At 62.8% G+C, this 20,116-nt stretch carries 20 protein-coding genes and 2 pseudogenes; 18 read left to right on the forward strand and 4 right to left on the reverse strand.

Annotated features, from left to right (window positions below; all coding sequences use genetic code 11):
- Positions 1–149: 149 nt before the first annotated feature.
- The 4 genes and pseudogenes from GCT13_RS13940 to GCT13_RS13955 all read left to right on the forward strand — a co-directional run bounded on the left by GCT13_RS13940 (position 150) and on the right by GCT13_RS13955 (position 3,682).
- Positions 150–1,341: pseudogene (locus GCT13_RS13940) on the forward strand (DNA-binding protein).
- Positions 1,331–1,543, forward strand: coding sequence for a hypothetical protein (locus GCT13_RS13945; protein ID WP_152758909.1), 213 nt, complete (start codon positions 1,331–1,333; stop codon positions 1,541–1,543). Before GCT13_RS13940 ends, GCT13_RS13945 begins: the two are co-directional and overlap by 11 nt.
- Before the next feature lie 11 nt (positions 1,544–1,554).
- The gene (locus GCT13_RS13950) at positions 1,555–2,469 is read left to right on the forward strand and encodes a hypothetical protein (RefSeq protein ID WP_227746833.1); all 915 of its coding nucleotides are present in this window, start codon (positions 1,555–1,557) and stop codon (positions 2,467–2,469) included.
- A gap of 175 nt (positions 2,470–2,644) precedes the next feature.
- Positions 2,645–3,682, forward strand: coding sequence for a PDDEXK nuclease domain-containing protein (locus tag GCT13_RS13955; RefSeq protein WP_152758913.1), 1,038 nt, complete (start codon positions 2,645–2,647; stop codon positions 3,680–3,682).
- 97 nt (positions 3,683–3,779) lie between these two features.
- Here GCT13_RS13955 and GCT13_RS13960 read toward each other — a convergent pair whose 3' ends face one another.
- The 4 genes and pseudogenes from GCT13_RS13960 to GCT13_RS13975 form a co-directional block, all read right to left on the reverse strand.
- On the reverse strand, positions 3,780–4,046 hold the full coding sequence (locus GCT13_RS13960; RefSeq protein WP_152758915.1) for a hypothetical protein: 267 nt from the start codon (positions 4,044–4,046) through the stop codon (positions 3,780–3,782).
- A 465-nt stretch (positions 4,047–4,511) separates the two neighbouring features.
- Positions 4,512–4,808, reverse strand: coding sequence for a DUF971 domain-containing protein (locus GCT13_RS13965; protein WP_152758917.1), 297 nt, complete (start codon positions 4,806–4,808; stop codon positions 4,512–4,514).
- Entirely contained in the window at positions 4,805–5,728 is a 924-nt protein-coding gene (locus GCT13_RS13970; RefSeq protein WP_152758919.1) for a HEAT repeat domain-containing protein, read from the reverse strand. The genes GCT13_RS13965 and GCT13_RS13970 overlap by 4 nt, the downstream gene beginning before the upstream one ends.
- A gap of 29 nt (positions 5,729–5,757) precedes the next feature.
- A pseudogene (locus tag GCT13_RS13975) lies at positions 5,758–6,231 on the reverse strand (ABC transporter ATP-binding protein); the annotation flags it as partial.
- Positions 6,232–6,423: 192 nt separating this feature from the next.
- Between GCT13_RS13975 and GCT13_RS13980 the strand changes: the two are divergent.
- The 14 genes from GCT13_RS13980 (at position 6,424) to GCT13_RS14045 (ending at position 20,107) form a co-directional block, all read left to right on the forward strand.
- Positions 6,424–7,266: an N-formylglutamate amidohydrolase gene (locus GCT13_RS13980; protein WP_152758921.1), complete on the forward strand. Its 843-nt coding sequence runs from the start codon at positions 6,424–6,426 to the stop codon at positions 7,264–7,266.
- Between the two features lie 763 nt (positions 7,267–8,029).
- Positions 8,030–8,389, forward strand: coding sequence for a hypothetical protein (locus GCT13_RS51165; RefSeq protein WP_407670797.1), 360 nt, complete (start codon positions 8,030–8,032; stop codon positions 8,387–8,389).
- Complete coding sequence (locus tag GCT13_RS13990) at positions 8,368–8,796, forward strand: hypothetical protein (RefSeq protein ID WP_152758925.1); 429 nt, start codon at positions 8,368–8,370, stop codon at positions 8,794–8,796. The genes GCT13_RS51165 and GCT13_RS13990 overlap by 22 nt, the downstream gene beginning before the upstream one ends.
- Positions 8,797–8,865: 69 nt before the next feature.
- Complete coding sequence (locus GCT13_RS13995) at positions 8,866–9,111, forward strand: hypothetical protein (protein ID WP_152758927.1); 246 nt, start codon at positions 8,866–8,868, stop codon at positions 9,109–9,111.
- Between the two features lie 88 nt (positions 9,112–9,199).
- Positions 9,200–9,856 (forward strand): two-component system response regulator NarL, encoded by a 657-nt coding sequence (narL, locus tag GCT13_RS14000; RefSeq protein ID WP_321574349.1) that lies wholly within the window; start codon positions 9,200–9,202, stop codon positions 9,854–9,856.
- A 138-nt stretch (positions 9,857–9,994) separates the two neighbouring features.
- Entirely contained in the window at positions 9,995–10,639 is a 645-nt protein-coding gene (locus GCT13_RS14005; protein WP_152758929.1) for a helix-turn-helix domain-containing protein, read from the forward strand.
- 331 nt (positions 10,640–10,970) lie between these two features.
- Positions 10,971–11,834: a formyltetrahydrofolate deformylase gene (purU, locus tag GCT13_RS14010; RefSeq protein ID WP_152758930.1), complete on the forward strand. Its 864-nt coding sequence runs from the start codon at positions 10,971–10,973 to the stop codon at positions 11,832–11,834.
- A 124-nt stretch (positions 11,835–11,958) separates the two neighbouring features.
- On the forward strand, positions 11,959–13,146 hold the full coding sequence (locus tag GCT13_RS14015) for an FAD-dependent oxidoreductase (RefSeq protein ID WP_227746834.1): 1,188 nt from the start codon (positions 11,959–11,961) through the stop codon (positions 13,144–13,146).
- Positions 13,147–13,160: 14 nt separating this feature from the next.
- Positions 13,161–13,418 carry a sarcosine oxidase subunit delta gene (locus GCT13_RS14020; RefSeq protein WP_090866308.1) on the forward strand — a complete coding sequence of 86 codons (258 nt, stop codon included), beginning with the start codon at positions 13,161–13,163 and terminating at the stop codon, positions 13,416–13,418.
- The gene (locus tag GCT13_RS14025; RefSeq protein ID WP_152758934.1) at positions 13,419–16,382 is read left to right on the forward strand and encodes a glycine cleavage T C-terminal barrel domain-containing protein; all 2,964 of its coding nucleotides are present in this window, start codon (positions 13,419–13,421) and stop codon (positions 16,380–16,382) included.
- Positions 16,379–17,053 (forward strand): hypothetical protein, encoded by a 675-nt coding sequence (locus GCT13_RS14030; RefSeq protein WP_152758936.1) that lies wholly within the window; start codon positions 16,379–16,381, stop codon positions 17,051–17,053. The genes GCT13_RS14025 and GCT13_RS14030 overlap by 4 nt, the downstream gene beginning before the upstream one ends.
- Positions 17,054–17,133: 80 nt before the next feature.
- Positions 17,134–18,462: a type III glutamate--ammonia ligase gene (gene glnT, locus GCT13_RS14035; protein ID WP_152758938.1), complete on the forward strand. Its 1,329-nt coding sequence runs from the start codon at positions 17,134–17,136 to the stop codon at positions 18,460–18,462.
- Positions 18,463–18,512: 50 nt separating this feature from the next.
- Positions 18,513–19,421, forward strand: coding sequence for a class II glutamine amidotransferase domain-containing protein (locus GCT13_RS14040; RefSeq protein ID WP_152758940.1), 909 nt, complete (start codon positions 18,513–18,515; stop codon positions 19,419–19,421).
- Positions 19,409–20,107 (forward strand): GltB/FmdC/FwdC-like GXGXG domain-containing protein, encoded by a 699-nt coding sequence (locus tag GCT13_RS14045; protein WP_152758942.1) that lies wholly within the window; start codon positions 19,409–19,411, stop codon positions 20,105–20,107. Before GCT13_RS14040 ends, GCT13_RS14045 begins: the two co-directional genes overlap by 13 nt.
- The last annotated feature ends 9 nt before the right edge of the window (positions 20,108–20,116 follow it).

Raw genomic sequence — 20,116 nt, forward strand, 5'->3', positions numbered from 1 at the left:
GCTCCGGAGGGGGATTCATGAAACGAACGGCGATGAATGCATTCTATGCCAAATTACCCGACATTATCGGCGTAATGTCAAATTACTGTCCTCACATAGTTGGATATATGGCGTTTTACGTTGTCGCATCGAAACACTGTTCCGTCTCTATGTCCGACGCTCCTTCCGACCTCCCGTCCGATGACACCCGGCTCGCGGCCGAGATTGAGCGGCTCAAGCTCGAATTTCCGAAGACCCGCGAGCTGTACCGCGAGGTCTGTGCGCTCTTGTTCTTCCGCTTCGGCCAGACGCCGACCGCCAACCGGCTCTATCAACTGGTGAAGCGCGGCAGCATGGGCACGCCCGCGGCGGTGCTCGGCGAGTTCTGGGCCGAGCTCCGGGAAAAGAGCCGCGTGCGCATCGAGCATCCGGACCTGCCCACCGATCTGCGTACCGACCTCCGCGGCGGCGGGCGAACTGGTCGCGACGCTGTGGACGCGCGCGACGGCCTCGGCGCAGGCGGAGCTCGACGCGCTGCGCGCGGAAGTGGAGGGCGAGCGTACGGCCGCGGAGCAGCGCGTCGCCGCGGCCCGCGGCGAGCTGGAACGCACCGAGGCGGCGCTCGAGCAGCGCACCGCGGCGCTGCTCGCCATGCAGGTCGAGGTCCGCGAACTGGAGAAGGCGCAGGCGGAAGGGTACGCGGCACGCCAGGCGATGGAAGCCGAAGTCGTGCGCCTCAAAAACGAGGCGGCGACACGCGACCGTGAACTGGAGAAGGTGCGCGATGGCTTCTCGCGCGATCTGGAGAAACTGCGCGAGACGGCGGCGCAGTCCGGTGAGCGCCTGCGGGCCACGGAAAAGCGCGCGCTGCTCGAGATCGACCGCGAGCGGGGCGCGGCCGCGAAGCTGCAGAAGGAACTCGATGAGGCGAACCGGCGCGCCGACCGGCGCGACGCGGAGCATCGCCGCGCGGTCGAGACGCTGCAGGCACAGCTGGGTGACGCGCGCCATCAGGCGGGCGTGCTGCAGGGGCGCCTGGATGCCGTGCAGGCCACGAACGCAACGCTGCAGGCACAGCTGGGTGACGCGCGCCATCAGGCGGGCGTGCTGCAGGGGCGCCTGGATGCCGTGCAGGCCACGAACGCAACGCTGCAGGAGGAGCTGGCGGCCCTGCGTCAGGCGGACGTCCGCCATGCCGGGCCGGCCGGGCCGACCCGACCGGGCCGTGCCAAGGCCGCGCCTGCCGGGACCACCGCGGCGCGTCCGGCGGCGACCCGGCCCGCGCGTGCGCCGCGCGTCGTGTCCGCGCCCGCCAGCAAGACGGCGGCGCGCCGCAAGCGGGGCAAGACCGATGGCAAATAGCCCCCGCCCGCGCCGGAGACGGAAAACCCCGGCCTGTCCGCCGATCGGCGCGCTGATGCGCTACGGCGAGCGCACAGTGCGCGTGATCGCCGAAGCGAGCGGGCAGCGCGTGATCATCGAATCCGTGGACGAGGACGGCCGCACCTTCCGCAGCGCGGTCAAATGGGCTAGTCTGGCCGCTCTTGAAGAGCAGCTTTTCTGAGCGCGATGACGATGCAGCCGACCACGCAGCAGCTCGATATCTTTGCCGACAGCCGCGACGTGATGTTGCGCAACGACGTACTGGCGCCGCTGGAACGGCGCGATGCAGTGGCCGCGCGCGCATCACTGGAACAGCTTGCGGGCGAATACCCGGACGATGGCACGTTGCCGGCGCTGGCCGTGCTGGTTCGCGAACTCGAAAGCGGATCGATCACACCCTTTGCCGATCACGCTTCACTGGCCATCGCCCGCCGTCATCTGGATGACGAGGTGGTGCCCGCCGCCCGGCGGGTGCTGCCCGTGCAGACCGTTCAGTCCTGGCTTGCCCCAAGCTGGCGGACGCTCGCCCGGCGGGCCGCGTCGCTGCCGTTTCGCGGTGCCGACGCGGGTGATCATACCGGGAGCCATGCCGCGCCGCTGTGGCTGCTGGCGGGAGACGGAGCGGCCGCGTGTACTGCGATCGAGGGCATCGAATCGTGGTGGCGCATCCCGACGCCGCTTGCATGGATGACCGAGGCGCGCTACCGGACGGGCGGGCTGGATGCCGCGTGGCCCCTGCTCGCGGAGCTGGCGTGGCTGGCGCCCGCACGGTTTGCGATGTTGCTGCCCGTGCTGGGTGACGCTTCGCTCGACGCGCTGCGTCGGCGCTTTGATGCGGAGTTTCCCGGCACCGGCGAAGTCGACGATTACGCCTGGTTCGCGGCGTGGTTGCTGCTAGTCAAGCCGGCGCTGGCGGGCCGGCTCGGTGAGGCACGCGTGCGGCGCGATCAGGCGGCCTCGCGCGCAATGGTCCTGCTGGGAGAGATCCTGCGTCGGGAGCATGAAGGCGACCAGCACGAACTGGTTAGCCTGCGCCAGGAACTGAGCCGCCTGCATGCAGGACTGTTCGATTCGTACATTGCGACGCGGAAGGTGCAGCACCGGTGAGCATAAGGCTGCGAACGGTTACATGGAGCCACTCGGCGAGGCCAGATGGATATCCGTAATTGTCTCCGCATTGCGGAGACAATTACGGACGTTGGCCAGCGCATGTCCAGTAACGCGTTTGAAAATGGAGGGGACTCGCCCCTTCACGCGGTAATCAACACCTGAACTCGAAAGTATGAATGACGACCTCACGCCTTCCACCTTGCTCGATGAAGTCCGACGGCTTATCAGTTCGGCGCGCGAGCGTGCCGCCGCTGCGATCAATGCGGAACTGACTCTGTTGTACTGGCAGGTGGGGCGTCGTATTCAGGTTGAGGTGTTGCGCGGCGCTCGCGCGGAATACGGGCAGCAGGTGATCAGGTCGTTGGCGCGCCAGCTTACAGCGGAATATGGTCGCGGCTGGAGCGACAAGCAGTTACGCCATTGCGTACGCCTGGCAGAGGTTTTTGCCGACGAAGCGATTGTCTCCGCGGTGCGGAGAGAATTGAGCTGGACGCACCTGAAGACGCTGATCTACATCGACGACCCGGTCAGGCGCGATTTTTATATCGAACTTGCCCGCGTTGAACGCTGGTCCACGCGGCAGTTGCAGGAGCGCATCGACTCGATGCTTTTTGAGCGCAGTGCGATCTCCCGGAAACCCGAAGACGCAATCAGGCGGGATCTCGCGATCCTGAGAGATGAGCGACGCGTGTCGCCCGACGCGTTGCTGAAAGACCCCTATGTGCTGGATTTTCTTGGGCTCAACGATCACTACCTTGAAAAGGATCTCGAAGATGCCATCCTGCGGGAGATGGAGCAGTTCCTTCTCGAACTCGGTGCGGGTTTCACGTTTGTAGCTCGCCAAAAACGCCTGCTGATCGATCACGACGATTTTTACATCGATCTTCTCTTTTACAACCGCAAGCTTCGACGGCTTGTTGCAATCGAACTCAAGCTTGGTGCGTTCAAGGCCGAATACAAAAGCCAGATGGAACTGTATTTGCGCTGGCTCGCGAAACATGAGCAGGAACCCGACGAGGAACCGCCGCTCGGCATCATCCTGTGTGCAGGCAAGAAGCAGGAGCAGATTGAGCTGCTCGAACTCGATAAGAGCGGTATCCATGTCGCGGAGTATCTGACTGTGCTGCCGCCACGTGAGCAGTTGCAGGCAAAGTTGCAACAGTCGATTGAAGCCGCGAGGTCAAGACTCCACGACCGGCGGCGCGAATGATTCGATCGCCACGATCGGGCTGACGGACATCCGCTAGACCGGCAGACTCTCAATCCATCACGCTGAAAGCCTCCGCTCCGGAGGTTTCTTCGCGCAGCTAGAGCCCGTGCGCCTCCTGCAATCCGCCGGCTCTTTCGAGTCGTTGACTGGGAGTGCAGACGTGAAACCCCGCGGCGATGACGAAGAGGATGCCAGCTAAAGGCCAGACATAGATTGCAGTGGCAACGCACAGCCAGCATGCTTCCAGAGGCGGGTAGGCGTGGAGTGCCCAGAAAAAGCAGGCAACTGGCAACATCAACAGGGACAGCGCCGAACGATTCAAAAAAACGGCGACCGTTGCTCTCTTGCACGTCTCAGATTGCATGCCCGTCTCCATGAGGAATGGCATCGGTATATAGCGTCGCACGCCGGTCATTTCGCGAATACTTGGGAAAATCCCTGATCGGTCAGGATGTCCGACCATGCAGCTTGCAAGGCGACAACACCTCGTGGGTAGGCCCGCAATTCCAACACCCTTGCGGCATTCTGATGCGGTGCTGGCGAATTCTCAGCCTCATCGCCTCGATGTTGCGCGGACAAACAGGTCGTAAATAAATTCGACTGGATTGCGTTAGGACACGACGGGCTAACGTCCGGGACATCTCTCGTGAATACAAGTTAGCAAAATAGAATAATTGAATAAATCAAGGGGTTCGCGACCGCAAGTCACCGTTATCGTTTCGTCCCGATTTATGAGGGTAGCTAATAGGCCTGGTAGGATCTACGGTCATGGACACGCGCTATAACGGGGGCCACTTTCTGCGGCGAAGAGGCACGTTCGAGGCACGCCTTATGGCGATGTAGAGAGGATGTCGTGCGGCAACTGCGCCACATAGACCCACGGAAAAATGCCGCGCTCGTGTTTGTCGCTGAATACCAGTTGCATGCCGTAACCGGCCGGGCGAATTTCCAGAATGGCGATATCGGGCGGCACGACGGGCGCCTTCCCATCGAGGCGTAGCCGCCGGCATTCCGCGCAAGGGCACCCCATTCGCAGCATGTGTGATGCGATCCGTTGTGCCGGACCGTCGTTCCAATGCAGTGTCAGTGCCCATGCATTGAATTCGATCTGCCGTGGACTCTTCATCGCGTGACTTGCCCGAGCTGTTGCAGCGCAATCCTGGCGGCCTTGCGCACGTCGGGGTCGGCATCGCCGGACGCTTCACGCAGCGCAGCTGCTGTCGAGGGGTCCCGCAATTCGCCTAGCGCGAGCGCGGCTTCCTTGCGCAGATTACTGATCGTGTGCGACAGGAGCGAGACGAGCTGCCGTGCCGCGACACGATCGCCCAATTGCCCCAATGCACGCGCTGCACGCAAACGCACCTGCCAGTAATCGTCGTCGAGCGCCGCAATCAGCGCGTCGCGCGCTGATTGCGCGCGCAGCTTGCCAAGCGTTGTCGCGGCTTCCTCACGAACTTGCCACACGGGATCATGCAGCGCTTGCAGCAACGCAACGGGCATCACCGAATCGTCTGCTTGCGCGAAACCCAACGCACCGATCGCGGCGCGGCGAATTTCGGCGTCGGGGTCGCGTGCGGCGATATCGGCCAGCGGCGCGAGCGCGCGCAAAGCGGGTGCGAACGCGTCGGCCACGCGCAGCTCGCGCAACGCGCGGAGCACGGCGGCCTTTACGAACGGTTCGGGACGGTCGATCCACGCGCAAAGCACCGCGCCCGATGCCACATCCTTCAACGCCGACAGACTCGACGCAGCGGCTTCGCGCACTTCGCGATCCGCATCGATCAACGCATGGCAGAGCGCTTCGACGATTGCGGGCTCCTCCCATGCGCCCAACACGCGCGCCGCTTCACTACGCACGTCGGCGGAGTCGTCGTGTTTCAGCGCCGCGACGATGGGTTGCAGCGCGTCGGGGTCTTCGAGATCGGCGAGTTCGATCAGCGCGATGCGTCGGACAACGGCATCCGCGTCCGAGAGGCCCGGCAACAGTGCGGCGGCTTCCGGTGCGAGCGTTTGCGGATCGTAGGTCAAAAAGTTCGGGTCGGTCATGAACGGTCGAGGAGTGGAGTCGCGCGGCGTCACGCTGTGTCGCGCAGCAGCGAAAGACATTGGCGCTTGATGTCGATGAAGGTGGGATCGAGCGTCGTGTCGTCGGACCGCGGGCGCGGCAGCGGCACGGCAATATCCGCGACCACGCGTGCGGGCCGCTTCGACAGCATCAGGATGCGATCCGCGAGAAACAGCGCTTCTTCGATGTCGTGCGTGACGAACACAACGGTCGTGCGCACCTTCGCCCAGATATCGAGCAGCAGCGTCTGCATCATGCGACGCGTTTGCGCATCGAGCGCGCCGAACGGTTCGTCCATCAGCAGCACGCGCGGCCGGTTGATCAGCACACGCGCGATTTCGACGCGCTGCTGCATGCCGCCCGACAGTTGCGCGGGGTAGTGCGTGTCGAACCCGCCGAGTCCGACGAGTTCGAGCAGTTCTGCCGCTTGCCTGCGCCGCTCGTTCGCGCCAATGCCCTTCATCTTGAGACCGAACGCGACGTTGTACCCCGCATTGGGTATTTGGATTCGCTGTGGGGCATTGTATTTTTTCTCAATCCTCCGGTGATGCTTGCGGATTGCCAATAAGCGGCTTGCCAGACGGCACATAAAGTCCAGTCGCCAATATCCGCATCAGGCGCGCGGATCCATGCCACCGTCCAGGGGTTCCCCGACTTCACGCATGAGGGTAAGCAGATGTGCGACCTCGCTTACGAGCATCTATTGCGTACCGACTCGCCGGTACTGGTGGCCACCCCTCATACGGGTTCCATCGTACCGGCTGAAGTGCTTGAATATCCGGCGTGGGTCCCCGTCAATGGGCGACTCGCCGATCCTGCCGGGGTGCAGTTTCAAAGGGCGGCTAAATCGAGCTCTGTATCTTGCATCTCCGCCGTGTATCATCCGTGCGCTATCGACCTCAACGTCGCAAGCGACGTCAGTCTGCCGAAATCCTTTGTCTACGGGTCTCTGTGCCGGACGCAAACTTCGAGTGGCGAAGCGCTGTATCCGCCCGGTTCCGAGCCCACGGAAGCCGAAGTCGGCCGCCGTGTCTCCGCTTACTGGTGGCCATTTCATTCCGCACTCGTTGCTGAACTTCTACGTTTGAGGCGCATGCACGACAACGTCCTGCTGCTCGTATCGCATGCCAGCGCATGGCTCTCTCCCTATCGTGACTCGCCCGGTGTGTCTGACTGCAACGTCGGGACGAATGGCGGACGCTCGTGTGACAGGCGACTCGTTTCTGCGTTGACCAGATCAGTCGAAGCTCATGGCCGTTCGTGGGTAGTGAACGGCAACATCGCGGATGCATTCGCTGCCCAGCGCTATGGCGTGCCAGCCAGCGGAATTCACGTGATAGAAGTCGAGATTGCCGCTCGATGGAGGGCTGAACTGAATTTGACCGATGGATCAGGTCCGGCACGTGAAGATCCGGCAATGAGCAGCCTCATCGCCAATCTACGGGATGCGATGTCATCGCTGCCTCGTGCAGATTGTCTTTCGGAGACGGCTTTCATGTCGCCCGGAGAAGCAGACTAGCAACACCCGAAAGCAGCGCACCAAAAAAATGACCTCGACTTTCTGAAGAAGTCGAGGCCGCAAACATCGCCACCCTGACCGACCGTTGCGGAGACAGCCCATCTCCAACGGCAGATGACGATGACCCTCGGATACCCATGAAGCCGCCGGCGTTCGGAGGTTCATCGGCTTGACGCGAACGTGACAGCCTGCGTGTCAATTCACGACGATGACACTGGGCGTGATTTCAGATGCTGGTACGTTCTCTTCTAACGCATTCGGTTCGTCACTGCGTACCGCCGTTGCCGGCTCCGCTCGACAGCCTGCCTTGCAATGGATTCCATCGCGCCCATGCCTAGCGACTCAGCAACCGTCCGTGCGTAAGCGTGGTGCCGTTCCGTAAGCGGTGCTGCCAGGTCTCTGGCATCCATGTACCGGAGCAGAGCGATTTTTCTATGTCCGCATTGGATGCTGTGGTCGTATAGCGCCAGCGCAGCCATAGCGTCGCATTCCTTCCCGACATCCTCGACGAGATTTCGCGTGTCAGATCGTTTCATTTGGAACCGTACCGGGCGCAGAGCAGAGATAGGTGTTTCGTCGGCTCACAGTGTCAGTTTCTGACAAACGTATGGCAACCCCCATGTGGAGATACCGCCTGGTGGGTAGTAGATGACCTGATCGCGACCATCTTTTATCCCCGATTACCGTTCGGCAATTGGCGGCCCGATTCGCGATTGCGCTCGAGGCGGTGCAAGTCGCGCATATCGGCAGCCTTCGGCGTCGCGTGTATTGCATTGATTGCCGTTGCACGAACGAAGACGAGACGAGCAAGGCGGTGACCTGTCAGCAGTGCGGCAGGCATCTGTTGGTACGCGATCACTTCTCGCGTCTCGCGTCAGTTCGCCGCGTTCATCGGCGTGCAGGCCGATACCGAAGTGCCCGGCGAGTTGCCCGAACGCAGGACGCACTACCTGTAGATGGTAGCGCGCAATCCGTCCAGCCTTCCCCATTGATTGCACCGGATACCCCCAGAGAGGGAGCCCCCTCTGGCGGATTGCAAGGCGCTGTTGAGCGGCCATACTACAGACACGAATCATCGAAACCTTGCAGCGGAGCAGCATCATGGAAAGCCACAATTTTCTGACCCATCAGCAGATCTTCGACCGGGCAGTCGAGCATCTCTTCTGCCAGGGCCGCGCCGCGTTGCTGCCACATGGCGGCGGTGCATATCGTGGCTACTGTGGAGGATGTCCCGTCGGCAGCTTCATCAAGCCTCGCGATTACATGACCGCGATGGAAGGAGTGCCCGTCCGCTATATCCGCGAACAATCGTCCGACGCCATACCCGCGTACATGGACGTGGGCGTCGCGGCGCTCAGGAAGGCACTGCTGCGCGCCCGCATCAATGTCTACGATCCCGCGACGATCGAATTGCTCAGTTGTCTGCAGAACGTGCACGACGTGTTCGGCAAATGGGAGTGGCACGAGCGCCTGCAGTCGATCGCACGCCAGTTTGGTCTCTCGGTCGACCTGCTGAAGGTGGCGGCCTGATCGGCGCCCCGCAGGATGCATCGGGCGAGAAGGAAACAGCAATCATCAACGGGCGATAGGGCAGAGATCATGAACACCCATCAACACTCTTTACGTGACCTCGTCGAGAAATGGCTGTCGCCGACGCCGACAACACCCGTTCGCGTGACCCGCTTCAGCCGCACGCGAGATGGCAACCGGCGCTATGTCTGCATCGAGGTCGCGCGGCCGGCGTGCTCTGTGGCCATTGTCTTCTTTCGGCATGACGACGGCTCATGGCGCGTGTTTCCGCCCCGCCGCGAATATCCCGTGATGACTTATCCGGAAGCTGCGTGACGCACTGCATCAACCCGTTTGACCTATGATGAAATCGTCGGTATCCGCGCGGTATTTGCAGGGCCGATTCAGGTATGAGGAATAGAACGTGGAGCCAGTCAACGTACTGCTGATCGACGATCATGCGCTGTTTCGCAAGGGAGTCGCGCAATTGATTCAGATGAACCCGGCGTTTCGCGTCGTTGGCGAGGCATCGTCGGGACGTGTGGGCGTCGATCTGGCGGTTCGGCTCAAGCCAGATGTCGTCCTGATCGATCTCAACATGCCGGAAATGAACGGAATCGAGACGCTGGAGTCGATGCGGCAACACGGCGTCGACGCCCGCTTTCTGATGTTGACGGTGTCGGACAACGAACGCGATGTCGTCGCTGCGTTGCGCGCGGGTGCGAGCGGTTATCTCCTCAAGGATATGGAGCCGGAAGAATTGTGCCTCAACCTGCAGAAGGCGCTGCAAGGCACGGCCGTACTCAGCGAGGCGGTAACGGGCAGGCTGTTTCATGCACTGTCGGCCGGGCAGCCTTTGCCCGCCAACGAGACAGGACTGTCGGCACGCGAGCAGGAGGTGCTCGATTATCTCGTCGAAGGGCTATGCAACAAGGAGATTGCCCGCAAGCTCGATATCAGCGTGGGAACCGTCAAGGTGCACGTCAAGCACCTTCTGCACAAACTCGATCTGCATTCGAGGATTGAAGCCGTCGTATGGCATCACGAGCACCTCGCGCGCCGCAATCCGCCACACGCGTGAAAGCGCATCGTTGAATACATCTGACGGCCAGTCCTCGTCATCGCCGTCCACTGGTACTATTCGCACTGCGGGCCGCCCCGAAGGGCGCGGCCGAATATCCGATTGCCCATAGTCGATAGTCACGTGCAGAGCCGAGCGATGAAAAGCGAGTCAGAGTCCGATTTGCCCAGCAGCCAACTGGAAGAGGCGGCTGACGGAAGGTCGATCGAGTCCTTCCTGGGCAAGGTCGTCAAGGAGCACCGTACGAACCAGGGGCTGACGATTGCCGACCTTGCGGAGCAAAGCGGCCTGTCGCGCAGCATGGTGTCGAAGATCGAAAATGGACAGGTATCGACCAGCCTCGATTCGATCGTCAGCATTGCGCGCGCATTGGGCATTTCGATTTCAGCGCTGTTCAAGAACTTCGAGCACCGCGAGGGCAATGCGCAGCATGTGAAGGCCGGCAAAGGCATGGAGGTCGTGCGGCGCGGGACCACGAAGGGACACACCTATCATCTGCTCGCCTATGACCAGGGGCCCGTCAAGCTGTTCGAGCCGTTCCTCATCACGATGGACGATGAAGCCGAGGTATTCCCGACCTTCGAGCATCCCGGCACCGAATTCATCTACATGCTGCAAGGCAAAATGGAATATCGGCACGGCAATCGCAGCTATCTGCTGCAGCCGGGCGACGCGCTGACCTTCCGCGGTTCCGTCGCGCACGGACCCGAGCGCCTGATCAAGCTGCCGATCCGCTTTATCACGGTGATCATGTACGGCCAGTCGCCTGAACTGGACAGCTGAACCCGCATTTCCCCGTCTGACCGACGCCGACGACAACTGCTCGCACATTCACGCGCGAGCGGCTTGCAGCCGTCCCGTCGGGACGGAGGACCGCGTCTATCCCGTATCGTTTCCTGCGCGTTATCTAGTTCGGAATGCAAAGCGTATTCCGGGAAAAATGCGCGGTCATCCGCCGTGCATCCGGTGATAAGCGCCGCGCAGTACCCCCAGTGAGGTAGAAAAGAAGTACGGGTGTTTCCTGACAGGAAAAAAAGTTGATTCACATTGACACTTGAATTTCGCCTGGCTACTGTTGTGCTCAATGGTTCCTCTTCGAATCGACGCACACACCATGTCCACCAATACGCACCGTTTCACGCTGACGCTTTCCTGTCCCGACCGCATCGGCATCGTCTCCGCAGTAAGCACATTCCTTGCCGAGCATCGCGGGTGGATCATCGAGGCTACCCATCACGCCGACGAGATCGAGCAGCGCTTTTTCATGCGCCACGAGATTGCCGCCGAGTCGCTGCCATTCGGTATCGGCGGCTTTCGCGAGCGCTTTGCCCACATCGCGAAAGAGTTTGCGATGGACTGGAAGATCTCCGACAACTCGGTGAAGAAGCGGGTCGTGATCCTCGTGTCGAAGCTGGAGCACTGTCTGTACGACCTGCTTGCGCGCTGGAAAGCGGGCGAGCTCGACATCGAGATTCCGTGTGTGATCTCGAACCACGAAACATGGCGCAGCTTCGTCGAATGGCACGGCATTCCGTTTCATTACGTGCCCGTCACGCCCGACAACAAGTCCCAGGCGTATGACGAGGTGCAGCGTCTGTTCGAGGACGCGCGGGCCGACACGATGGTGCTCGCGCGCTACATGCAGGTTCTCTCTCCGAAGCTGTGCGCCGCTTACCCGGGGCGAATCATCAACATTCACCACTCGTTCCTGCCGAGCTTCGTCGGCGCGAAGCCTTATCACCAGGCATACGGCCGCGGCGTGAAGCTGACGGGCGCAACCTGCCACTACGTGACGGAAGAGCTGGACCAGGGGCCGATCATCGAGCAGGACGTGATTCGCGTGCGTCACTCGGACCGGCCGGATGATCTCGTGCGCCTTGGCCGGGACATCGAGAAAGCCGTATTGGCGCGGGGCTTGCGTTATCACCTCGAGGATCGCGTGCTGATCCACGGCAACAAGACCATCGTGCTGCGCTGAGCACGCGGCTGCTTCCCCTTCGAACACCGTCGTAGTGCCGCCCCGGCGGGGCCGCACAAAGGAGCGTTTTATGCCATGGCGTCTCGTCCGCTTCGCTCTCTCGAAGAAACATCCGGAACCGAGGATGTTCACGAGACACGACACTTTGCGTCGTTCATATGACGTTGTGATCATTGGCGCGGGTGGCCATGGTCTCGCGTCCGCCTACTATCTCGCGAAGGAGCACGGCATCACGAATGTCGCCGTACTCGAGAAGGGGTATATCGGAGGAGGTAATACCGGGCGTAACACCACGATCATCCGCTCGAACTATCTGACGCCCGAAGGCGTGCAGTTCTATGACGAGTCGGTGAAGCTGTGGCAAGACCTGTCGCAGGACTTCGACCTCAACCTGTTCTATTCGACGCGCGGTCACTACACGCTCGCCCATACCGATTCGGCGATGCGCACGATGCGTTGGCGTGCCGAGGTCAACAAGCACTACGGGGTGGACTCGGAAGTCGTGGGTCCGAACGAGGTGAGGAAGGCCGCGCCGATGATCGACATCTCCTGCGGCGGTGTCGCGCCCATCATGGGCGCGCTGTATCACGCGCCGGGTGCCGTCGCGCGGCACGATGCCGTCGCCTGGGGCTACGGGCGCGGCGCGGACCAGCGCGGCGTCGAGATCCACCAGCAGACCGAGGTGCTCGGCATCGACGTGGCAGGCGGCAAGGTCAAGGGTGTGAAGACCTCGCGCGGCTATATCTCGACGAACAAGGTGCTGTGCGCGGTGGCGGGTTCGACGCCGCGCGTGACGGATATGGTCGGTATTCGCACGCCGATCTTCATCCATCCGCTTCAGGCGATGGTGAGCGAGCCGCTCAAGCCCTGGCTCGATCCCATTCTCGTGTCGGGCAGCCTGCACGTGTACATCAGCCAGTCGGCGCGAGGCGAACTCGTGATGGGCGCATCGCTCGATCCGTACGAGTTGCATGCGACCCGCTCCACGCTCGATTTCGTCGAAGGGCTCACGGCGCACATGCTCGAGATGTTCCCGTTCCTGTCGCAGGCGAAGGTGATGCGTCAATGGGCCGGCATGGCCGACATGACGCCGGACTTCGCGCCGATCATGGGCAAGACGCCCGTCGAAGGCTTCTATCTGGATGCGGGCTGGGGCACCTGGGGCTTCAAGGCCACGCCCGTGTGCGGCAAGACGATGTCCCACACGGTTGCGAACGATGCCACCCATCCGCTGATCGAGGGCTTCTCGCTCGACCGGTTCCGCCGCTTCTCGCTGACGGGCGAAAAGGGCGCGGCCTCCGTTGGCCACTGACCTGGAGATTGACGATGAAGATCATGACCTGTCCGGTGAATGGCGCGCGCCCAGTGTCGGAATTCGCGTACTGGGGCGAGCTTCGCCCGATGCCCGACCCGATGGACGCGAGCGACGCGCAATGGGCCGACTACGTGTTCTGCCGCAACGGCGCACCGGGCGTGAAGCGCGAATGGTGGTGCCACACGCCGAGCAACACATGGTTCATCGCCGAACGCGACACCGCGAAAGATCTCGTGCTGCGCACGTGGCTTGCCGGCGAGGAGGCCTGAATGCGTCTGACCCCTCACCGCGGCGAATGGATCGAGCGCAACACGCGCGTCGATTTCTCTTACGAAGACAAGCACTACAGCGGCCTCGTCGGCGACACGCTCACGAGCGCATTGTGGGCTTCGGGCGTGCACGTGCTTGGCCGCAGCTTCAAGTATCACCGGCCGCGTGGCGTGCTCTCGCTCGCCAATCACGATGTCAACGTGATGCTTCAGGACGGCGCACGGCTGAACGTGCGTGCCGACGTGACGGCGCTGACGCCCGGCGGCAACTGGCATTCCGTCAACACGTTCGGCGGCGTGGAGACGGATCGCGCGCGGATCGTCGGCAAGCTCGCCGCGTTCCTGCCCGTCGGCTTCTACTACAAGGCCTTTCATAGCAAGCGCTGGTTCCCGCGCTGGGAGCGCATGTTCCGTGCGATGACGGGCCTCGGGACAGTCGACTTCAAGGCGCCGCATATCCGCACGCCGAAGCGCTATGGCTTTTGCGACGTGCTGGTGATCGGCGCCGGGCCATCGGGTCTGTCGGCGGCGCTCGCGGCGGCCGAGAAAGGCGCGGACGTCGTCATCGTCGACGAGAATGCGCGCATTGGCGGCAGCGGCGGTTATCAACTGGGCGGCGACGACAGGCGCTTCGACACGGTTCGAGAACTGCAGACGTCCGTGCTCGAACATCCGCGCATCCGCGTGATGACGGGCACGCTCGCAGCCGCGTATTACGCCGATCTGTGGGTGCCCCTCGTCGATGCGACGCGTATCACGAAGATGCGTGCGAAGGCGGTGATCGTCGCAAGCGGCGCGTTCGAGCAGCCCGCCGTGTTCCGCAACAACGACGTGCCTGGCGTGATGCTGGCCTCGGCGGCGCAGCGGCTCGTCTATCGTTATGCCGTCTCGCCCGGCAAGCGGGCCGTGGTGCTGACGGCGAACGCCGACGGCTATCGCGCGGCGCTCGACATGCACGCGCGGGGCATCGAAGTGATTGCCGTGGTGGACCTGCGCGCATCGCATGCGAGCGACGATATGGAGCGCGACCTGCGCGCAAAGGGCGTCGACGTGATCGCATCGAGCTGCGTCGTCGAGGCCGTCGCCGATGGGTCGGGCTCACGGCTGACGGGTGTGCGCGTCGGTGCATTCTCGACGCAAAACGGCTTGCGCTACTCGACGGCGACGACGCGTCTGATCGAATGCGACACGTTGCTGATGAGCGTCGGCTGGGCGCCCGCTGCGAATCTGCTGTATCAGGCGGGCACGAAGATGCAGTTCGATCACGCTGTCGAACAGTTCGTGCCGGAGCAATTGCCGCCTGGCGTGTTCGCATGCGGCCGCGTCAACGGCGTGTACACGCTCGACAGCAAGCTGCGCGACGGCGCGCGCGCGGGCACGCAGGCCGCGGCCCACTGCGGCTTTGGCGAAGGCAATGCGGGCGCTGCTCCGGCGCGTCTCGCCGAACGGGAGTCGCCGTCACATCCGTGGCCGATCGTGGGCCATGCATCCGGCAAGAATTTCGTCGACTTCGACGAAGACCTGCAACTGAAAGACTTCGAAAATGCCGTGCAGGAAGGCTTCGACAACATCGAGCTGTTGAAGCGCTTCTCGACCAACGGCATGGGGCCGAGCCAGGGCAAGCATTCGAACATGAATGGCCTTCGCATCCTCGCGCGGCTGACAGGGAAAGAGCCACAGGAAGTCGGCACGACGACGGCGCGGCCGTTCTTCCATCCCGTGCCGATGTCGCATCTCGCCGGACGCGGCTTCAATCCGGAACGGCGCACGCCGCTGCATGCGCAACATCAGTTGCTCAACGCAGTGTGGATGCCGGCGGGCGTCTGGCAGCGGCCGGAGTACTACGCGGTCGCGGGCAAGGAGCGCGCGACCTGCATCGAAGAAGAGGCGCTCGCCGTGCGCAATGGCGTGGGCATCATCGATGTAGGCACGCTCGGCAAGATCGAAGTGCGCGGACCGCAGGCCGCCGAGTTTCTCGAACGCGTGTATGTGTCGAAGTATGCGGGCCTGAAGCCTGGCATGACCCGTTATGCGGTGATGTGCGACGAGTCCGGTGTCGTGATCGACGACGGCGTAATCGCGCGCCTCGCCGACGACCACTTCTATTTCACGACCACGACGTCCGGCGCGGCTGCCATCTATCGCGAGCTCTCGCGCCTGAATACGATCTGGCAACTCGATTGCGGCATCGTCAACGTGACGGGTGCGTTCGCAGCGGTGAACCTCGCAGGGCCCATCTCGCGAGCGGTGCTCGGCAAGCTCGTCGATCTCGATCTGTCGTCGGCGGCGTTCCCGTACCTCGGCGTGCGCGTGACGGGCGTCGCACTCGGCCAGAACCGTGTGCCGGCGCGTCTGATGCGCGTGGGCTTCGTCGGCGAATGGGGCTACGAAATTCATATTCCCGCCGAGTATGGCGCGGCGCTCTGGCGCGCGCTGCTCGATGCCGGCAAGGAACACGGCATCCGGGCGTTTGGCGTCGAAGCGCAGCGTCTGCTGCGGCTCGAGAAGGGGCACGTGATCGTGAGCCAGGACACAGACGGTCTGACGACGCCGCGCGACGCCGGCATGGAATGGGCCGTGAAGATGGACAAGCCGTTCTTCGTCGGCAAGCGCAGCTTGCAGATCATCGACAGGTTGCCGGCCAAACAGCGTCTGGTGGGCTTCGCGCTGGATGCGGGCGCGCGCGATACCGGTCTGCGCGAATGCCATCTCGTGATCGATCGCGGCGAGATCGCGGGGCGTGTCACGAGCGTCGCGTGGAGCGCGACGCTGCAAAAGACGATCGGACTTGCGTTCGTGCGTCCCGCGCAGGCCGAGCCCGGCACGCGCATCGCCTTCCGTTTGAGCGATGGCCGGATGGTGCACGCCACCGTCGTGCCGACACCGTTCTATGACCCTGAGAGCGAGCGTCAGAAAGACGCCGTAACAACAAAGGTGGCTGCGCCGAGGAAGGAGACAGCATGAACGCGCCACTTCGAATGAGCCCCGTATGCGACGCATGGAAGGCGCCGCGCCTGCGATCGGGCGTGCGGGAGAACATGCGCGTCGAGGAACAGGTCGATGCCGCCGACAGCGCGCGCGCGGCGACGCTCGGGATCGCCGATGTCTCGTGGCTGGCGCGAGCCGGCTTCAAGGGCAAGGGCGCGGCGGCATGGCTCCAGGCCCAGGACATTCCTGTGCCGGAGCAGCCGAACAGCTGGGCTCCCCTCGCTGGCGGCGGTGTCGTGTTGCGGCTCGGCATTTCCGAGTACCTGATCGAAGACGGCCTCACGCAAGGCAGCTCCGCGAAGATGGCGCACCTCGACACGCCCGTGCACGTGTATCCCGTGCTTCATCAGGACGTCGCGCTCGTGCTGTGCGGCGACGCCGTGAGCGAGCTGTTGCTGCAAACCTGCAATGTCAATTTTGGCGCGCTCGATCTGGCAGCCCGGCCAGTCGTGCTGACTTCGATGGCGGGCGTCGCCGTCACCGTCATGCCAGGCGCCCGGGCGGGCAGGCCTTACTACCGGATCTGGGCCGACGGCACATATGGTCTGTATCTGTGGGAAACCCTCTCGGGCATCGCTGCCGAGCTGGGCGGCGGCCCTGTCGGGGTCGACGCGGTCACGGATATCGATCAGTCGTCCATCCGGTAGCAAGCAAGTAGTCGACGCGGGCGCGAAGACGGGCCGGCGTTTTTCGAAACCATGGACTTATCACGTTTGAGGACATTCACATGACCCCCGAAGACGCCCGGAAGTTTCTCGCAGACAACGAGGTGAAATACATCCTCGCGCAGTTCGTCGACATCCACGGAGTCGCTAAGACGAAGTCCGTGCCTGCGGCGCACCTCGACAGCATTCTCACGGCCGGCGCCGGCTTCGCGGGCTTTGCTGTGTGGGGGCTCGGCATCGATCCGCAGGGGCCTGACTTCATGGCCGTCGGCGACATCAATACGCTGCAGATCGTGCCCTGGCAGCCAGGCTACGCGCGCATCGTCTGCGACGGACATGTGAAGCGCGAGCCCTGGCCGTTCGAAAGCCGTGTGACGCTGAAAAAGCAGGTGCGACGCCTCGAAGACCGCGGCTGGATTCTGAACACGGGTCTCGAGCCGGAGTTCTCGCTGCTGCGCAAGGGCCCCGACGGCGCGATCGTGCCGTGCGACCACACCGATGCGCTGCCCAAGCCCTGCTATGACTACAAAGGCCTGTCGCGTTCGCGCGAGTTCCTGGAGCGGCTGACGGACGCGCTGATCAAGGCGGGCATCGACGTCTATCAGATCGATCACGAAGATGCGAACGGCCAGTTCGAAATCAACTACACGTACACCGATTGCCTCAAGTCCTGCGATCACTACGTGTTCTTCAAGATGGCGGCAGCGGAAATCGCGAACGAACTGGGCCTCATCTGCTCGTTCATGCCGAAGCCCTTCGCGAATCGTCCCGGCAACGGCATGCACATGCACATGTCGATTTCCGACGGCAAGAAGAACCTGTTCGCCGACGATCACGACGAGAACGGCCTCGGCCTCTCGAAGCTCGCGTACCACTGGACGGCAGGCATTCTCAAGCATGCGGGCGCGCTTGCGGCAATCTGCGCGCCGACGGTGAACTCGTACAAGCGCCTCGTCGTCGGGCGTTCGCTGACGGGCGCGACCTGGGCGCCCGCGTATGTGAGCTATGGCGACAACAACCGCTCTTCGATGGTGCGCATTCCTGGCGGCCGGATCGAACTCCGACTGCCCGATGCAGCCTGCAACGCCTACCTCGCGACGGCCGCCGTCATTGCGGCAGGGCTCGATGGCGTCGAGAACCGTCTGGAACCCGGCAAGCCGTGCAATGCGAACCTCTACGAGATGTCGCCGCAGGAACTCAAGGAGAACGGCATCAGCATCCTGCCGCAGAACCTCGAAGCCGCGTTGCGCGCACTGGAAAAGGACGAGTTGATGCTGGAGGCGCTCGGCCCGGCAGGCAGCGAGTTCCTTCGTCTGAAGCAGATGGAGTGGATCGAGTACATGCGCCATGTGTCGGACTGGGAACAGAAGACCTACCTTGAATTTTTCTGACCAAGAATCCTAAACAGCTTTTCGCTTGAATCGAGCGCGAGGAGATAACGATGTGTGGAATTGTCGGACTACTCGTCAAGAAGCCCGAGATGCGCGAGCGTCTCGGCGAATTGATGGTGCCTATGCTGCTGGGCATGACGGAGCGCGGGCCGGACTCCGCAGGGCTTGCGGTGTTCACGGAACCCGTCGCGGATGGCGTGCGCAAGATCAGCCTTTACTCGGGCCTGACGGAAGACGGCGCGGATTTCAACTGGCAAGGGCTCGTGCATGAACTGAACCAGCACCTTGGCGCAAAGGCCTCGGTGCAGGCCAAGGACAATCACGCCGTGTTGAGCGTGGCCGTCGATCCCGAAACGGTCAAGCACTGGATTCGTGAAACGCATCCGGGGCTGCATGTGCTGTCGACGGGCCGCATGATCGATCTGTACAAGGACACGGGCACGCCGGGCCAGGTCGCGGACCGTTACGCGTTCAGCGGTCTGACGGGCACGCATCTGGTCGGTCATACGCGGATGGCGACGGAATCCGCCGTGACGCCCGATCGCGCGCACCCGTTCACGGCGGGCGAAGACTTCTGCCTCGTGCACAACGGCTCGCTGTCGAATCCGAACGGCGTGCGGCGCATGCTCGAACCGCACGGCATCCGCTTCGATACCGACAACGACACGGAAGCCGCGTGCCGTTTCCTCGAATACCGGCTGCGCGAAGGCGATGACCTCGAAGTCGCATTGCAAAAGGGCTTTGAGCAGCTCGACGGCTTCTACACGTTCCTGATGGGCACGCCCGACAAGCTCGCGCTGATCCGCGATCCGTTCGCATGCAAGCCGGCCGTGGTCGCCGAGACCGATGATCTGGTGGCGATCGCTTCCGAGTTCCGCTCGCTAGCGCATCTGCCCGACATCAAGCATGCCCGCGTTTTTGAACCGGCTCCGGAGGAGATGTACGTATGGACAGTGTGAACTTCGACCTGGCGTCCGCCTCGGTGACGGATGTGAATGGCTTCCTGCACCGCGAAGCCGCGCAAGGGGGTACGAGCAGGGTGCTGATTTCGAATCCCGACGGCGCACACAACATCGCGGTGGGGCTTGATCTGCCCATCGAAATCGAGATCGACGGCCACGCAGGCTATTACGCCGCCGGCATGAACAAGGAAGCGAAGGTAACGATCTCGGGCAGTGCCAGCACGGGCGTCGCCGAGAACATGATGAGCGGCCGCGTCCACGTGAAGGGCTTCGCTTCCAACGCGGCGGGTGCATCGGCGCATGGCGGGCTGCTCGTCATCGAAGGCGATGCGGGCCTGCGCTGCGGCATTTCGCTCAAAGGCGCGGACATCGTCGTGAAGGGTTCGGTCGGCAGCTTTACAGCGTTCATGGCCCAGGCAGGCCGGATCGTGATCTGCGGCGACGCCGGCGACGCGCTCGGCGACTCGCTGTACGAAGCGGTGATCTACGTGCGCGGCAAGGTCAAGTCGCTGGGCGCCGACGCGCGCGAGGAGCCGATGCAGGCCGCCGATGTGGAAGCCGTTGCGCAATTGCTGCGCGCAGCGGGGCCTGCATTCGCCGAGTTCGACCCGAAGGAATTCAGACGCGTTGCGTCAGCCCGCTTGCTGTATCACTGGAATGCCGACGCGAATCAGGAATATTGAACCGGGGAC

The sequence above is a fragment of the Paraburkholderia franconis genome (assembly GCF_009362735.1).
Lineage (GTDB): Bacteria > Pseudomonadota > Gammaproteobacteria > Burkholderiales > Burkholderiaceae > Paraburkholderia > Paraburkholderia franconis.

Excerpts from the sequence above, each read along its gene's own strand:
- GCT13_RS13945 (WP_152758909.1), top strand. The coding sequence starts at position 1,331 with ATGGCAAATAGCCCCCGCCCGCGCCGGAGACGGAAAACCCCGGCCTGT.
- GCT13_RS13950 (WP_227746833.1), top strand. The coding sequence starts at position 1,555 with ATGCAGCCGACCACGCAGCAGCTCGATATCTTTGCCGACAGCCGCGAC.
- GCT13_RS13955 (WP_152758913.1), top strand. The coding sequence starts at position 2,645 with ATGAATGACGACCTCACGCCTTCCACCTTGCTCGATGAAGTCCGACGG.
- GCT13_RS13960 (WP_152758915.1), bottom strand. The coding sequence starts at position 4,046 with ATGCAATCTGAGACGTGCAAGAGAGCAACGGTCGCCGTTTTTTTGAAT.
- GCT13_RS13965 (WP_152758917.1), bottom strand. The coding sequence starts at position 4,808 with ATGAAGAGTCCACGGCAGATCGAATTCAATGCATGGGCACTGACACTG.
- GCT13_RS13970 (WP_152758919.1), bottom strand. The coding sequence starts at position 5,728 with ATGACCGACCCGAACTTTTTGACCTACGATCCGCAAACGCTCGCACCG.
- GCT13_RS13980 (WP_152758921.1), top strand. The coding sequence starts at position 6,424 with ATGTGCGACCTCGCTTACGAGCATCTATTGCGTACCGACTCGCCGGTA.
- GCT13_RS13990 (WP_152758925.1), top strand. The coding sequence starts at position 8,368 with ATGGAAAGCCACAATTTTCTGACCCATCAGCAGATCTTCGACCGGGCA.
- GCT13_RS13995 (WP_152758927.1), top strand. The coding sequence starts at position 8,866 with ATGAACACCCATCAACACTCTTTACGTGACCTCGTCGAGAAATGGCTG.
- GCT13_RS14005 (WP_152758929.1), top strand. The coding sequence starts at position 9,995 with ATGAAAAGCGAGTCAGAGTCCGATTTGCCCAGCAGCCAACTGGAAGAG.
- purU (WP_152758930.1), top strand. The coding sequence starts at position 10,971 with ATGTCCACCAATACGCACCGTTTCACGCTGACGCTTTCCTGTCCCGAC.
- GCT13_RS14015 (WP_227746834.1), top strand. The coding sequence starts at position 11,959 with ATGTTCACGAGACACGACACTTTGCGTCGTTCATATGACGTTGTGATC.
- GCT13_RS14020 (WP_090866308.1), top strand. The coding sequence starts at position 13,161 with ATGAAGATCATGACCTGTCCGGTGAATGGCGCGCGCCCAGTGTCGGAA.
- GCT13_RS14025 (WP_152758934.1), top strand. The coding sequence starts at position 13,419 with ATGCGTCTGACCCCTCACCGCGGCGAATGGATCGAGCGCAACACGCGC.
- GCT13_RS14030 (WP_152758936.1), top strand. The coding sequence starts at position 16,379 with ATGAACGCGCCACTTCGAATGAGCCCCGTATGCGACGCATGGAAGGCG.
- glnT (WP_152758938.1), top strand. The coding sequence starts at position 17,134 with ATGACCCCCGAAGACGCCCGGAAGTTTCTCGCAGACAACGAGGTGAAA.
- GCT13_RS14040 (WP_152758940.1), top strand. The coding sequence starts at position 18,513 with ATGTGTGGAATTGTCGGACTACTCGTCAAGAAGCCCGAGATGCGCGAG.
- GCT13_RS14045 (WP_152758942.1), top strand. The coding sequence starts at position 19,409 with ATGGACAGTGTGAACTTCGACCTGGCGTCCGCCTCGGTGACGGATGTG.